The sequence below is a fragment of the Streptomyces roseicoloratus genome (assembly GCF_004117935.1).
Classification (GTDB): Bacteria; Actinomycetota; Actinomycetes; order Streptomycetales; family Streptomycetaceae; genus Streptomyces; species Streptomyces roseicoloratus.
Map to the genome: position 1 here is coordinate 1 of NZ_SDOY01000177.1, position 13,814 is coordinate 13,814.

Below are 13,814 nucleotides of genomic sequence, written 5' to 3' on the forward strand. Positions count from 1 at the left end.
CACCGAAGCCGCCCGCGGCGGGCGGCGGGCTGGCGCCGCCCGAGGGGTCGATGATCGCCTCGATCCGCCAGTGCACCTGGAACTGCTCGGCGAGGGCCGCCTTCAGGACGTCCTCGCTGCCGCTGCTCGCGAAGTTGTCGCGGGCGCCGGCGTTGAGGAAGCCGAGCTGGAGGGTGGTGCCGTCGAACCCGGCGACCTGCGCGTTCTGCGAGAGCAGGATCCACGTGAAGCGGCGCCGGTTCTTCACCGCCTCCAGGATCTGTGGCCACATGGTGCGCACCTGGGCGGCACCGGCGGCCATGCCGGCGGAGCCGCCGGCGGCGGGGCCGGGCCCCTGCGGGCCGGCGTGAGCCGGAGGCTGTACGGGCGCGGGGGCCGGGGCAGGAGCCTGCTGCGGCGCGGACGCGGGCGCGGATGCGCCGGGCCAGGCTCCGGGCGCACCGCCACCGGGCCGCGCGGCCCCGGGCCAGGCGCCGGGCCGCTGGGCCTCGGCGCCTGGGGCGGGAGCGGGAGCCGGGGTCTGTACGGGAGCGGGGGCCTGCGGGGCGGCCGGGGCCTGCTGCACGGGCTGCGGCTGAGCGGGAGGTGCGGACGGGGCGGGCGCGGCCGGCGGGGCGGGCGGCGGAACGTGCGCGTCCGCACCGGGCACGTATCCCATCTGCGGCGCGGGCGAGGTGGTCGTGAAGACGGCGGCGGGCGGCGCGGCGGCGACCCCGCGCTCCAGCCGGTCGAGGCGCGCCTGCACGGAGCGCTCGTCGTCGAACGCGGCGGGCAGCAGCACGCGCGCGCAGATCAGCTCCAGCTGGAGGCGCGGCGAGGTCGCGCCGCGCATCTCCGTGAGACCGGCGTTGACGAGGTCGGCGGCCCGGCTGAGTTCGGCGGCACCGAACACGGAGGCCTGCGCCTGCATGCGCTCGATGACGTCGACGGGTGCGTCGACGAGCCCCTTCTCGGCGGCGTCGGGCACGGCCGCGAGGATGACGAGATCGCGCAGCCGCTCCAGCAGGTCGGCGACGAACCGCCGCGGGTCGTTGCCGCCCTCGATCACCCGGTCGACCACCTCGAAGGCGGCGGCGCCGTCACCGGCGGCGAAGGCGTCCACGACCGAATCGAGCAGCGAGCCGTCCGTGTAACCGAGCAGCGACGTCGCCATGGCGTACGTCACGCCGTCCTCGGCGGCGCCCGCGAGCAGCTGGTCCATGACGGACATCGAGTCACGGACGGACCCGGCCCCCGCCCGCACGACCAGCGGCAGCACGCCGTCCTCGACGGGGATGCCCTCCCGGCCGCAGACCTCGCCCAGGTACTCCCGCAGGGTCCCGGGCGGCACGAGCCGGAAGGGGTAGTGGTGCGTGCGCGAGCGGATGGTCCCGATGACCTTCTCGGGCTCGGTCGTCGCGAAGATGAACTTCAGGTGCTCCGGCGGCTCCTCGACCACCTTCAGCAGGGCGTTGAAGCCCGCCGAGGTGACCATGTGCGCCTCGTCGATGATGTAGATCTTGTAGCGACTGGAGGCGGGGCCGAAGAAGGCCTTCTCCCTCAGGTCGCGGGCATCGTCGACACCACCGTGCGAGGCGGCGTCGATCTCGATGACGTCGATCGAGCCCGGCCCGTTCCGCGCGAGGTCCCGGCAGGACTGGCACTCGCCGCAGGGCGTGGGCGTGGGACCCTTCTCACAGTTCAGGCACCGGGCCAGGATCCGAGCGCTGGTCGTCTTGCCGCAGCCACGCGGCCCGCTGAACAGGTACGCGTGATTGACCCTGTTGTTCCGCAGCGCCTGCTGCAGCGGGTCGGTGACATGCTCCTGCCCGATGACCTCGGCGAAGGACTCGGGACGGTAGCGGCGGTACAGCGCGAGAGACGACACGTATACGAGGTTATAGGCGCCCACTGACAACCCGGGAACGCAAGCGCCCCCCACGCACCCGCCAGAGCCGACCTACCCTTGCTGCCTTCCGGCCCTGGGGGAGTTCAGTCAGATAGCGCCACGTGAGGGGCTCCGCCCAGAGTACCCGATCCCCACCCCGCCCCGACCCCACTCCCCCACGGAAAACCTCCGCCCACCCCCCACCCCGGCTCACGTGCGCAAGCACCCTCTCCGGTCATGTAATGTTCTCCACGGAGGATTCGCCTAGAGGCCTAGGGCGCACGCTTGGAAAGCGTGTTGGGGGCAACCCCTCACGAGTTCGAATCTCGTATCCTCCGCAGCCGCCTGAACAGGCGAAACGAAGACCCCGGTCGCGCAAGCGGCCGGGGTCTTCGGCATGCGTGGGTCTCAGTCGCGGTCTCGCCCGTATCCGACCTTCGCGCGCGCTCTCTGCCGGTGCGCCGGAATCGGCGGCTCCCCTGCCGGTCGAGCGGCTCGCATTCAAGGGTGAAGCCTCACGTACGCCACCGGCGGCCAGGGGATGCGCCATCCTTGATCTGCGCACGGGCCGCAACCGGTCCGCCGCTCGTACGATCCCGACCCCGCGAGGTGTTCCCTGTGACGTCCCGGTCCACGCTGACGGCTTGGTTGACGGGCCTCGACGCCCCGCGGCTGGGGCGCGTGCTCGCCCTGCGGGAGGACGCCTCGGCTCCCCCTGAGCCGCGCTCGCTGGACGAACTGGCCGAACGTCTTCTGCGACCGGGCTCGGTGGCGCTCGCCCTGCCGCGGCTCCCACTGCCGTGCCTCCAGGTGGCCGAGGCCCTGGCCGCCCTGGGGACGCCCCTGCCGCGCGGCGCTTTGGCGAACACGCTGGGAGCGACGGCACCCACCGCCGCTCGGGAACTCGACGCCGTGCTGGAGACGCTGACCGATCGCGCGCTGGTCTGGCCTGATGGCGACGGAAGGCTCCACATCGCCGCGCCCTTGCGGCAAGCCTGGGAAGCACCCTTGGGTCTTGACGCTCCGTTGGAGGATCTCCTGGAGGGCGTGACGTCCGACGAGCTGCGCGGCATGCTCGTCGCGCTGGGCATCAAGCCGCCCGGCACCAGGCAGCAGCGCACGGCCGCCGTCCTCCACCACCATGGCGATCCGGAACGCATCGCCTCCGTGGTCGCGAAGGCTCCTCCCGCTGCCCGCGAGCTGCTCGAACACCGAGCGAGGTCCGCACCGCGGCACACGGAGTTCATCATGTTCGGGAGTCCCGGGCCCGATTCCCGGCCCGGCGAGCGATGGGCCCTCGACCGGGGCCTGCTGATCCGGAACCGTGACGGATACGGGCCGGCCCGCATGCCCGTCGAAGTGGCACTCGCGCTCCGCGGCCCCGACTGGCATGCCCCGTTCGATCCCGTACCGCCTGCCGCGGAGATGGTGTCCGTCGCCGCTGCGGAGGTGGAACGGGAGGCCGCGGCAGCGGCCACGGGCTTCGCGGCCCGCGCCGCCTCGGTCCTGTCGGTCTGCTCGTCGGCGCCGCCGGCCCGGCTGAAGTCCGGTGGGATCGGCACTCGTGAACTGGGCCGGATCGGCAAGGCCGCGCAGGCCGATGACGCCGCGGTGCGCCTCGTCCTGGAGGCGGCGTACTCGGCCGGCCTCCTGGCCGGAGACGGCCCTCGCGTCGCGCCCACCCAGAAGTACGACGCCTGGGCGGCGCAGGAACCCGCAGCGCGGTTCGCGGGACTGCTCCAGGCATGGTGGAACCTGCCGCTCACTCCGTCCCAGGCCCGCGACGAGGAGAACAAGGCGCTCCCCGCCCTGGCCGGAGCGCCTCCCTGCGACGGCTGCCTGCAGGCTCGCAGGGGACTCCTCACGGCTGCGGCGCAGCTGCCTGAGGGGCTGGGCACGCGGGTCGCCACGGATCTGGGCCCGCTCGTGGCCTGGCACCGTCCGCTCGCCCACCTGTCATTCCAGGATGAAATGCCGTTCGCCACCGCGGTCCGCGAGGCCGAGCTGTTGGGCATCATCGCCCGGGGCGCCCTCTCCCCGCTCGGTGCGGCGCTGCTGGCCGACAACGCCGAGGTGGTGGCCACCGAGTGCCGACGGCTGCTGCCGAAGGCCACCGGTACGGCCCGGCTGGGCAGCGATCTCACGGCCGTCGTCAGCGGCACGCCCACGGCGCACCTCGCCGAGCTCCTGGACGCGACCGCGGACCGCGAGACCAGCGGGATGGCCTCGGTATGGCGGTTCAGCTCCAGCAGCATCCGACGGGCCTTGGACACCGGCCGCGCTCCGGACGAGGTCTCCGCCGCGCTGACCGCCATCGCCGAAGGGCCCCTGCCACAGGCCCTGTCCTACCTCATCGCCGATGCCGCACGCCGTCACGGCCGTGTGCGCGTCGCCCCCGCCGCCAGCGTCATCCACGGCGACGAGCCGTCCCTCCTGGCCGAAATCGCCGCCCACCGAGGGCTCGCCTCGCTCGGGCTGCGACAGCTCGCCCCCACGGTGCTCGTCAGCGCCGGCCCGCCCGACCGGACCCTTGCCGCTCTGCGGGACCAGGGCTACGCCCCCGTCGCCGAGGCCCCGGACGGGACCGTACGCGTCGAGAGGGCCCCGGCCCAACGGGCCGCCGCCGTCCCGACCGCGCGGAAGCCATCCGCGAAGACCGGCGGACGACGCACGGCGCCCACGGCAGCCGAGGTGTCGAAGGCCGATGACTCGCACACCGTGGCTGCCCGACTGCTGGCGGCCCCGCCGACCCTCCCGGACCCCGATCCCTTCGGCGCCGGAGGCCCCTTCGGAACGGACACCGAGGAGATCGTCGCCGGGTACGCGAAGCAGCTGACGTACGCCGACGTACGCCAGCTCGGTCACGCCCTCGACGCCGGCACGGCCATCACGATCGAGTACGTCGCCGCCTCGGGCAGCCGCACCATCCGCACCCTCAGCCGCCTCGCACTCGACCCGCCCTACCTCGAAGCCTGGTGCCACCTGCGTGAAGCCGAACGCGTCTTCACTCTGTCCCGCATCCACAGCGTCATGCCGACAGGGCATGCCTGAGGCGCGGCACGGGTGGTGACCGATCGGAGCGTCCCTGTGAACGCACCCCAGCGTTCTTCCACGGCGCCCGATCCGCCGACGACCGCGCGCAAGGCTACGACCGCCCCTTCCACCAGCGGGGCCGGGAAATGGTGGTGGGGCCGCTGTGTGGACGCTCTCGCCGGTCCAGGAGCGACTCGGCCACGACGGGGTTGGGGAAGAGGGGATACCAGTCGCTGGGCGCCCGGTTGCTGGTGATGATCAGAGACCGGCCCTGCCGTTCGGAGACGAGCTCGTAGAGGTCGTCGGCCTGACCGCGGACAGCTGGCGCATCGCGAAGTCATCAAGGATGAGGACGTCGGGCCGGATGAGTTCGCGGAGCCGTTTGTCCCAGGTGCGGTCCGCGTGGCCGCCGGCGAGGTCGGCGAGGATGCGGCTGGTCTTTGGCGAAGCGGACGTGGGCACGACAGGCGCCGCAGTGCGCCAGGGCGCCTTGGGGTAAGCGACGGAGGGCCGGGCCGGCGGATGCGCGCTCCGCGGCTCCCAGAACGAGGAGTATGTTTTATGGAGGCGTACTTCTCTATCTGGAGCCCTTGTGGACAAGCCTGCCGAGATGTTCGACCGGGACCACGAGTGGTCGGCGCTGAGCCGGTTCATCACCGACCCGCAGCCCGGCGCGACTCTGGGGGTGGTCTCCGGGCGCCGCCGCCAGGGCAAGACCTTCCTGCTGGATGCCGCCTGCCGAGCCGCCGGAGGCTTCTATTTCGGCGCGACCGAGGCTGCCGATGCCGAGTCGCTACGGCGGATCAGCTCGGCGCTGACCGCCCACGTCCGTCCTGCCAGCCCGTTCCACTTCGCCGACTGGGCAGAGGCCGTCGACGCTCTGCTCGCACTCGGTGCCGAGCGGCCCGTCCCCGTGGTGATCGACGAGTTTCCGTACCTCGCCAAGGCCAACCCGGAGCTGCCCTCGATCATCCAAGAGGCATTGCGACCTCTGCGTGACCAGCGCACCGGCTCCCGTACCCGGCTGCTGCTGTGCGGCTCGGCGCTGTCCTTCATGGGCCGGCTGCTCTCAGGTAACGCCCCACTGCGCGGACGAGCCGGGCTGGAGCTGGTCGTCCGCCCCCTCGACCACCGCCTCGCCGCCGAATTCTGGGACATCACCGATCCTCACCTGGCCATGAAGGTGAACGCGATCGTGGGCGGCACCCCGGCCTATCGGCGCGAATTCGCACGCGGCGACACACCAAAGGGGCCGGATGACTTCGACGAATGGGTCGTGCGCACCGTCCTCAACCCCGAAACCCCCCTCTTCCGCGAGGCCCGCTATCTGCTGGCCGAAGAACCCGACCTTCGCGACACCGCCCTGTACCTGTCCGTGCTGGCCGCCGTCGCCGACGGCAACGCCACACGCGGGGGCATGGCCGGCTACCTCGAACGCAAGGCCACCGACATCGCCCATCCCATCAACGTCCTCGAAGACGCGGGCCTGCTGCGCCGGGACGCGGATGCCTTCCGAGAGAACCGTCCCACGTACCGCATCGCCGAACCGCTGATCGGCTTCCACCACGCGATCATGCGACCGGTCTGGGACCAGCTCGAACGCCCCGGCAGCGCGGCACGGGTCTGGCAAGCCAGCCGTCGCCGCTTCGTCAGCAACGTCCTCGGGCCCCACTTCGAGCAGGTCTGCCGGGACTGGGCTCTGCATCACGCCGACCCCGAACTGCTCGGCGGTCTACCGGCCCGCGTCGGACACGGTGTCGTTCACGACACCAAAGCCCGTACCGGCCACGAAATCGACGTGGCGGTCATCGGAATCGCAGAGGGCACCAAGCCGCCACTGCTGGCCATCGGAGAGGCCAAGTGGAACGACACCATGGGCGCTGCACACATCGACCGCCTCCGGCACATCCGTGACCTCATCACTCTGGCAGGCCGATACGACACCACGCGCACACAGCTCTTGTGCTTCAGCGGAGCCGGATTCAACGACAACGCGCACGCTGCAGCGGCAACCGACCCGGGCATCCGACTGATCGATCTGGCGACCCTCTACGGCCGCGTCTGACCTTTGCCCGAACAGCATGATGAGCGCGCCCGGTGGCGCGTCCCCCGTGCGGCCGCGGCCAAACCGTACCTCCAGCAGGACGCACTGCCGTGCGGATCAAGGGTGCCGGTCGCAGTCTGATGGCATGAGCGGAAACAAGCCCACGGGTCCGCCGCCAGGACCGCAGCGCGGTCAATCGCTGCCTCCGCCTGCGGCCCCCTATCCCCGCAGGAAGATCCTCACCCACGCCGCAGCCGCGCTCGGCGGGCTACTGGTCGGTGTACTGATCGGCATTACCGGATCGCGTGGCGACGTTGCGGACACTCCTTCGGCCACCCGGACCGTAACTGCCACTCCTCAAACGCCCCAGCCGACCGACACGGACTCGCCGCCTGTCACCAGCGCGTCAGGGGAGAACACCGCACGTACTGGGGAGATCCCTGGTGACGGTGTCTTCCTCGTGGGCAAGGACATCCAGCCGGGCACATACCGCAGCGAGGGCAAGGACAACATCCTCTGCTTTTGGGCCCGGCTGAGCGACACCACCGGCGAGTCCGGGGACATCATCGCCAACGGAAATGCTGAGGGACCGGCCATCGTCAAGATCGCTCCAAGCGACCAGGCGTTTCAGACCTCCGACTGCAAACCCTGGCAGAAGATCGGATAGGCCGGACGGCCCTGCTGGACAGCCGTGATGTGGAAGGCCGAGAGATCCCGCGAAGCCGACGCCGCGCCGCTCGCCGGCGCTCAGCTCACCGGCGGTCAGCTCATCGGCGCTCAGCTCACCGGCGTGCTGATCGTCGAGGTGTTGTTCGTCGGGTTCGGGTCCGGGGTGTCGCTGGTTGCCGTCGCGGTGTCGGTGACCGGGGTGCCGGGGGTCGTGCGGATCTTCACCGCGAGGGTGACGGACGCGGAGCCGCCGCGACCCAGGGTGCCGAAGTGGCAGGTCATGGTGTCCGTCGCGCCCGTCGGGGGGGTGTCGCAGTGGCCGGACGTGGTCGCCGCGCTCACGTAGCGCACCGTCCCCGGCAGGTGGTCGGTGAGGACGACGTTCGCCGCCGCCGTCGGGCCGTGGTTGTGCACGCGGATCGTGTACGTGAGGGTGCCGCCGTTCGCCACCGGTTCCGGGCTCGCCGCGATCGAGGCCGTCAGGTCGGCCGACTGCACCGCCAGGGCCACCGTGTGCGTGTCGCCGCCCGCCAGGGACGTGACGCCCTCGAGCAGGCGGCCGCACGGTGCGCTCTGGCCCGCGGCGCACACCCGCACCGGGAAGGTGCCGGTCGTACGGGTGCCGTCGCCGAGCTGTCCGGACCGGTTGAGGCCCCAGGCCCGTACCGTCCCGTCGTCCCGCAGCGCCAGGCTGTGCGCGCCGGTCGCGCCCGCCGCGACCTGCGTGACCCCGCTCAGCTTCGTGGCGCAGCCGTCGGGCGCGCACACCTGCACCGGGACCCTCCGGTCCAGGTCGGTGCCGTCGCCGATCGCGCCCTGACCGTTGTCGCCCCAGGACACCACGGTCCCGTCGGTCCGGGCGGCGAGGCTGTGGTGCGCGCCGGCGGCCACGCTCCGCACCCCGGTCAGGAACGACGTGCACGGCACGGCCTCCTCGACCGCGCACACCCGTACCGGCGTGCCGGTCCGCGCGCCCACGCCGTCGCCGAGCGCGTCGCCCTCGCCCCACGCCCGCACCGTGCCGTCCGCGCCCACCGCCAGGCTGTGCGCCGCGCCGCCCGCCACGGACACCGCCCCGGTCAGTCCGGAGACCAGGACGGGGACCGGGCGGTCCTGGGTCGTGCCGTCGCCGAGCTGGCCGGCCGCGTTCAGGCCCCAGGACGCGACCGAGCCGTCCGCGCGCACCGCGAGCGAGTGCCGGGCGCCCGCCGCCAGAGCGGTGACCCCGCTCAGATACGTGGCGCACGGCACCGCCTCGTGCACGGCGCAGACCCGTACGGGACTCGCCCGGTGGTCCACCGGGGTGCCGTCACCGAGCCGGCCCTGGCCGTTGTCGCCCCAGGACACCACGGTCCCGTCGGTCAGCAGCGCCATGCTGTGCGCGGCGCCCGCGGCGACGGCCACCACGCCCTTCAGGTACGACGCGCACGGCGCCGTCTCCCCGACGGCGCAGACCCGGACCGGCGTGGTGCGGTCGGTGGTCGTGCCGTCGCCGAGCTGGCCGCTGCCGTTGGCGCCCCAGGCCACCACACCGCCGTCGTCGAGAACGCCGACGCTGTGCCCGCCGGCCGCCGCGACCCGTACGACGGCGCCGAGCGCCGTCGTACAGGTGGCGTTCCCGCAGACCCGTCCGGGAACGGCGCCCGAACCGGAGGTGTTGCCGTCGCCCAACTGGCCCCTGTCGTTGCTGCCCCAGGTGAGGGGAGTGCCGGGCGGTCCCGTACGGATGTCCCGCGCGTGGTCCTGTCCCTTGGCCTGTCCCGTCCCTTCGGGGTCCGCGGACGCACGTCCCCTCCCCGCCGGGCCGGCTGACGCGGCGGCCGGAGCCAAGGCGGACGCGGCGAGGACGGCCGTCACGACGAGCAGGACGAGTGATCCGGCGACGGCCCCGGCTCCCCGCACGGCCCGTCGCCCGGCTCGGCCGACGCGTCGCACGGCTCGCCCGGCCCGTCGCCCGGCTCGGCCGGCCCGCCGCCCGGCTCCCACGGTTCCTCGCACGGCTCCCATGGTTCCTCGCACGGCTCGCACCGCTCGCACGTTTCCTCGCACGATGCGCGCTCCTCTCCCACAGCTCACGGCGTCCCGCCTTCCGTCCGACGCGGCGTGCACGGGCCTGCGCCACGACCGACGCGCCCACCATGCGGGTGCGCCCGGGTGCGTACGTGTGAACGACACCTCGCCTTCACCCGATCAGTGCGGGCGGGGCCGGTGGGGTGCGTCCGGTCAGCCGAAGTTGTCGCTGGCCAGGCGGAGGGCGAGCTCCTGGAGGATCGGCTCGGTCGCCGGCTCCGCGCCCGAGGCGTCGTGGACGTCGGCCACCGCATCGAAGGCCAGGATGAAGCCGTTGACCAGGGCGCTCAGGGGTTCCGAGAGCTGCGCGAGCACCGAGAGGCCGGCCTCCTCCGCGGTCGCCCCGGCCGGCACCGCGAACTCCCCCGGGATCACCTCGCCCAGGAGGTCCGAGACGAGGCTCTCGTCGACTCCGCCGCGCAGCGCCGTCAGTGCGGCGATGGCCTTGAGTTTGATCTCGTTCTCGGTCACGGAAGGAGCGTAGGAGCAACGTACGGGCGCAGTGGCGCTATTCGCCCGACACGCGGCGAGACCCGCCACCATGGCCTCGTCACCGCCCACCGCGGCGGACGGTCCGGTGGCGCGCCGCCTCCCCGCCCTGCGCGGGGTCTGCGTACCCGGCACCGGGCACGACCCGCACCCGGAACGGCCCGAGGTCCTCCACCGTCTCCTCGCCGGGTTCCTCGCCGAACTCCCCGCCGAACCCTCTTGCGTTGGAGTGGGCTCCAGCTCCTAAGGTGCGGCGCATGCGCTATCGGGTACTCGGTGGGACCGGGATCGAAGTCAGTACGTACTGCCTGGGCACGATGATGTTCGGAGCGGTCGGCAACGCCGACCACCAGGACTCCGTACGGATCATCCACGCCGCCCTCGACCAGGGGATCAACTTCGTCGACACCGCCGACATGTACTCGGCGGGCGAGTCCGAGGAGATCGTCGGGAAGGCGCTGCGCGACCCGCACCGCCGCGACGAGACGGTGCTCGCCACCAAGGTGTACTTCCCGGTCGGCGGCGAAGGGCCCAACCGGGGCGGCGGCTCGCGCCGTTGGATCACCCGGGCCGTCGAGAACAGCCTGAAGCGGCTCGGCACCGAGTGGATAGACCTCTACCAGGTGCACCGGCCCGACCACCGCACGGACGTCGAGGAGACGCTCGACGTCCTCACCGACCTGGTCGCGCAGGGCAAGATCCGGGCCTTCGGCTGCTCGACCTTCCCCGCCGAGCAGATCGTCGAGGCGCACGCCGTCGCCGAGCGGCGCGGCCTGCGCCGCTTCCGCAGCGAGCAGCCGCCGTACTCGCTGCTCGCGCGCGGCGTCGAGTCCTCGGTGCTGCCGGTCGCGCAGCGGTACGGGATGGGCGTGCTGACCTGGTCGCCGCTGGCGTCCGGCTTCCTCACCGGCAAGTACCGCAAGGGCCGGGACGTCGACATGACGAGCGGCCGGGCCGCGCTCCAGCCGCAGCGCTTCGACCCGTCCCTGCCGCTGACCCAGGCCAAGCTGGACGCGGTCGAGGAGTTCGCCGCGCTCGCCGAGGAGATCGGCTGCACGCTGCCCGAGCTGGCGATCGCCTTCGTCACCGCGCACCCGGCGGTCACGTCGGTCATCCTCGGGCCGCGCACGATGGAGCAGCTGGAAGGGCTGCTGAAGGGCGCGTCGCTGGGCCTGACGGACGAGGTCCTCGACCGCATCGACGAGATCGTCCCGCCAGGCACGAACGTCTACCCGCCGGACGGCGCCTGGCGCCCCGCCGCCCTCACGGACCCGTCCCTGCGCCGGCGACCGACGGGGGAGCGGGCGGCAGCGGACTGAGGCGACCGGGCTCGTGCCGCCCCGGCCGGCACGCGGACGCCCGCACGGCCCGTCGACCCCGAGGAACGGGCAGGTGGTCACGGGCAGCCGGTACGCCGTGTACGGCCGTCTCGAACCCTCCTCGACGTCGTCCTGCGGGCGGCGGGCCCGCGCGCGGCCGGCCGAGCGGGACCGTTCGTATCTTCGGGTGCGTCCGAACCAGTGATGTCCGGCGAGGTGTCGAGAAACGCGGGCCTGCTCCGACGTCCCCTGTAGAAGGCCCCGCCCGGGGTCGAGGGCCCCGCCCGGGGGCCGCGGTCACGGAACGGGACCGTAGTGGAAGAGGACTGAGCAGGAGGACGTCATGAAGTACCTGGTGATGGTGCAGGGCGCGCAGGCCGACTACGAGGCCATGAACGGCAAGGCCTCGGAGCACAGCCCCGCCTGGAGCGAACAGGACCTCAGGGCGATGTTCGCGTACATGAACGACATCAACGACGACCTGGCGGAGACCGGGGAGTTCATCGACGGGCAGGGGCTGGTCGAACCGGCCAGGACCCGGTTCGTGACCGCGGACGCCGAGGGACGGCCGGTGGTCACCGACGGGCCGTACGGGGAGACGAAGGAGGTGCTCGCCGGGTACTGGGTGCTCGACTGCGCCAGCCTGGAGCGGGTCACGGAGATCGCGGCGCGGGTCGCACAGGCCCCGCAGCCGGCCGGGGCGCCGGCCTACCCGGTGGTGATCCGGCCGATCGACGAGTCCGGCGGCGCCGACCTGGGCGCGGGCGAGCTCGCGGGAGGCGGGGTGTGAGCTCGGCCGACCCGGAGGGCGGGGAGAGCCGGAGGACGGACGCGGAGGGCGGGGAGAGCCGGAGGACGGACGCGGAGGGCGGGGAGAGCCGGAGGACGGACGCGGAGGGCGGGGAGAGCCGGACGGACGCGGAGGGCCCGGCGGGCGCGGCAGACGCCGTGGACACCGCGCACACCACACGCGCCGCGCACGCCCCGCACCCCGCCGTCCCGACCGTCCCGACCGTCCCGGCCGTCCCCGCCGTCCCGGCCGTCGCCGTGCCCGCCGCGGGCGCCGTCGAGGACCTGCTGCGCAGGCATGCGCCGCAGGTCCTCGGTGCGGTCGTGCGGCGGTACGGGCACTTCGACGACGCCGAGGAGGCGGTGCAGGAGGCGCTGTTGGCCGCCGCGGGCCAGTGGACGCGGGACGGCGTGCCGGCGAATCCGCGCGGCTGGCTGATCCGGGTGGCCTCGCGGCGGCTGACGGACGCGCTGCGGGCGGAGGAGGCACGGGCCCGCCGGGAGGAACGGGCGGTACGGCTCGCACCGCGCGAGGTACGGGCCGCGTCGGCCGAGGACGACACGCTGACGCTGCTCTTCCTGTGCTGCGACCCGGTGCTGCCGCCGGCGGGCAGGATCGCGCTGACGCTGCGCGCGGTGGGCGGTCTGACGACGGCGGAGATCGCCCGCGCGTTCCTGATGCCGGAGTCCACGGTGGCGCAGCGGATCAGCCGGGCGAAGGCGAAGCTACGGTCGACCGGCTCGGACCGGCCCTTCCACCCGCCCCGCCCGCAGGACCGGGACGCCCGGCTCGCCTCCGTCCTGCAGGTCCTCTACCTGGTCTTCGACGAGGGCTACACCGCCACCTCCGGGCCCGCCCTCCACCGCGCCGACCTGGCCCGGGAGGCGATCCGGCTGACCCGGGAGGTGCGCCGGCTGCTGCCGCGCGAGGGCGCGGTGACCGGCCTGCTCGCGCTCATGCTGCTGACGGAGGCGCGGAGTGCGGCCCGTACGGGACGGGACGGCGAGCTGGTCCCGCTCGACCGGCAGGACCGCACGCTCTGGGACCGGACGGCGATCGCCGAGGGCACCGCGCTGGTGGAGGAGGCCCTGACGGAGGGCCCGCCGGGCCCGTACCAGCTCCAGGCGGCGATCGCGGCCCTCCACGACGAGGCCGCGGGCCCGGACACCACGGACTGGCCGCAGATCCTCGCCCTCTACGAGGTCCTCCTGACGAAGACGCGGGACCCGATGGCGGAACTGGGCCGCGTGGTGGCCCTCGCGATGGTCGAGGGCCCGGAGGCGGGCCTGGCCGCGCTGGCGGCCCTGGAGCCCCGTTTCCCCGACTCCCACCGCCTCCCCGCCGTACGCGCCCACTTCCTCGAACGCACCGGCGCCCGCAAGGCCGCCGCCGACGCCTACCGCACCGCCGCCCGCGCGACCCACAGCCTCCCGGAACGCCGCTACCTCCAGACCCGCGCCGCCCGACTCGATCCATGACTCCCGGAATTCACCATTCCTCCGCAACTCGCGGTTGCGGACGCTACGGTTCCCG

General features: G+C 73.2%; 10 protein-coding genes, 1 tRNA gene and 1 other RNA gene. 7 read left to right on the plus strand and 5 right to left on the minus strand.

Annotation, left to right across the window (positions count from 1 at the left end; translation table 11 throughout):
- Both ESG85_RS33250 and ffs read right to left on the minus strand, forming a co-directional pair.
- On the minus strand, positions 1-1,867 hold a 1,867-nt coding region (locus ESG85_RS33250; RefSeq protein WP_128984907.1), incomplete at its 3' end, for a DNA polymerase III subunit gamma and tau.
- A 36-nt stretch (positions 1,868-1,903) separates the two neighbouring features.
- An RNA gene (gene ffs, locus ESG85_RS33255) (signal recognition particle sRNA small type) lies at positions 1,904-2,002 on the minus strand.
- A gap of 118 nt (positions 2,003-2,120) precedes the next feature.
- Here ffs and ESG85_RS33260 point away from each other — a divergent pair.
- Together ESG85_RS33260 and ESG85_RS33265 are read left to right on the plus strand one after the other, a co-directional pair.
- Positions 2,121-2,205, plus strand: a tRNA-Ser gene (locus tag ESG85_RS33260).
- A 310-nt stretch (positions 2,206-2,515) separates the two neighbouring features.
- Entirely contained in the window at positions 2,516-4,918 is a 2,403-nt protein-coding gene (locus tag ESG85_RS33265) for a helicase C-terminal domain-containing protein (RefSeq protein ID WP_309548734.1), read from the plus strand.
- A 240-nt stretch (positions 4,919-5,158) separates the two neighbouring features.
- Here the strand turns inward: ESG85_RS33265 and ESG85_RS36725 are convergent, their stop codons facing one another.
- Positions 5,159-5,362, minus strand: a complete 204-nt coding sequence (locus ESG85_RS36725; RefSeq protein ID WP_281288106.1) for a hypothetical protein — start codon at positions 5,360-5,362, stop codon at positions 5,159-5,161.
- 130 nt (positions 5,363-5,492) lie between these two features.
- Here ESG85_RS36725 and ESG85_RS33275 point away from each other — a divergent pair, with 130 nt between their 5' ends.
- Together ESG85_RS33275 and ESG85_RS33280 are read left to right on the plus strand one after the other, a co-directional pair.
- Positions 5,493-6,965 (plus strand): AAA family ATPase, encoded by a 1,473-nt coding sequence (locus ESG85_RS33275; protein ID WP_128984909.1) that lies wholly within the window; start codon positions 5,493-5,495, stop codon positions 6,963-6,965.
- 124 nt (positions 6,966-7,089) lie between these two features.
- Positions 7,090-7,611 (plus strand): Rv1352/Rv1906c domain-containing protein, encoded by a 522-nt coding sequence (locus tag ESG85_RS33280; protein ID WP_128984910.1) that lies wholly within the window; start codon positions 7,090-7,092, stop codon positions 7,609-7,611.
- Positions 7,612-7,721: 110 nt separating this feature from the next.
- Here ESG85_RS33280 and ESG85_RS33285 read toward each other — a convergent pair whose 3' ends face one another.
- Both ESG85_RS33285 and ESG85_RS33290 read right to left on the minus strand, forming a co-directional pair.
- A complete protein-coding gene (locus ESG85_RS33285; protein ID WP_164986377.1) occupies positions 7,722-9,515 on the minus strand; it encodes an RCC1 domain-containing protein in 1,794 nt (597 codons plus the stop codon).
- Positions 9,516-9,836: 321 nt separating this feature from the next.
- Complete coding sequence (locus ESG85_RS33290) at positions 9,837-10,154, minus strand: hypothetical protein (RefSeq protein WP_128984912.1); 318 nt, start codon at positions 10,152-10,154, stop codon at positions 9,837-9,839.
- Between the two features lie 275 nt (positions 10,155-10,429).
- Between ESG85_RS33290 and ESG85_RS33295 the strand changes: the two genes are divergently transcribed.
- From ESG85_RS33295 to ESG85_RS33305, 3 genes are all read left to right on the plus strand, one after another.
- The gene (locus ESG85_RS33295) at positions 10,430-11,491 is read left to right on the plus strand and encodes an aldo/keto reductase (protein ID WP_128984913.1); all 1,062 of its coding nucleotides are present in this window, start codon (positions 10,430-10,432) and stop codon (positions 11,489-11,491) included.
- A 343-nt stretch (positions 11,492-11,834) separates the two neighbouring features.
- Complete coding sequence (locus ESG85_RS33300) at positions 11,835-12,281, plus strand: YciI family protein (RefSeq protein ID WP_128984914.1); 447 nt, start codon at positions 11,835-11,837, stop codon at positions 12,279-12,281.
- A 257-nt stretch (positions 12,282-12,538) separates the two neighbouring features.
- Positions 12,539-13,759: an RNA polymerase sigma factor gene (locus tag ESG85_RS33305; RefSeq protein ID WP_181019186.1), complete on the plus strand. Its 1,221-nt coding sequence runs from the start codon at positions 12,539-12,541 to the stop codon at positions 13,757-13,759.
- Positions 13,760-13,814: the final 55 nt, after the last annotated feature.

Coding starts and splice junctions, on each gene's coding strand:
- ESG85_RS33280 (WP_128984910.1), top strand. CDS start 7,090: ATGAGCGGAAACAAGCCCACGGGTCCGCCGCCAGGACCGCAGCGCGGT.
- ESG85_RS33295 (WP_128984913.1), top strand. CDS start 10,430: ATGCGCTATCGGGTACTCGGTGGGACCGGGATCGAAGTCAGTACGTAC.
- ESG85_RS33300 (WP_128984914.1), top strand. CDS start 11,835: ATGAAGTACCTGGTGATGGTGCAGGGCGCGCAGGCCGACTACGAGGCC.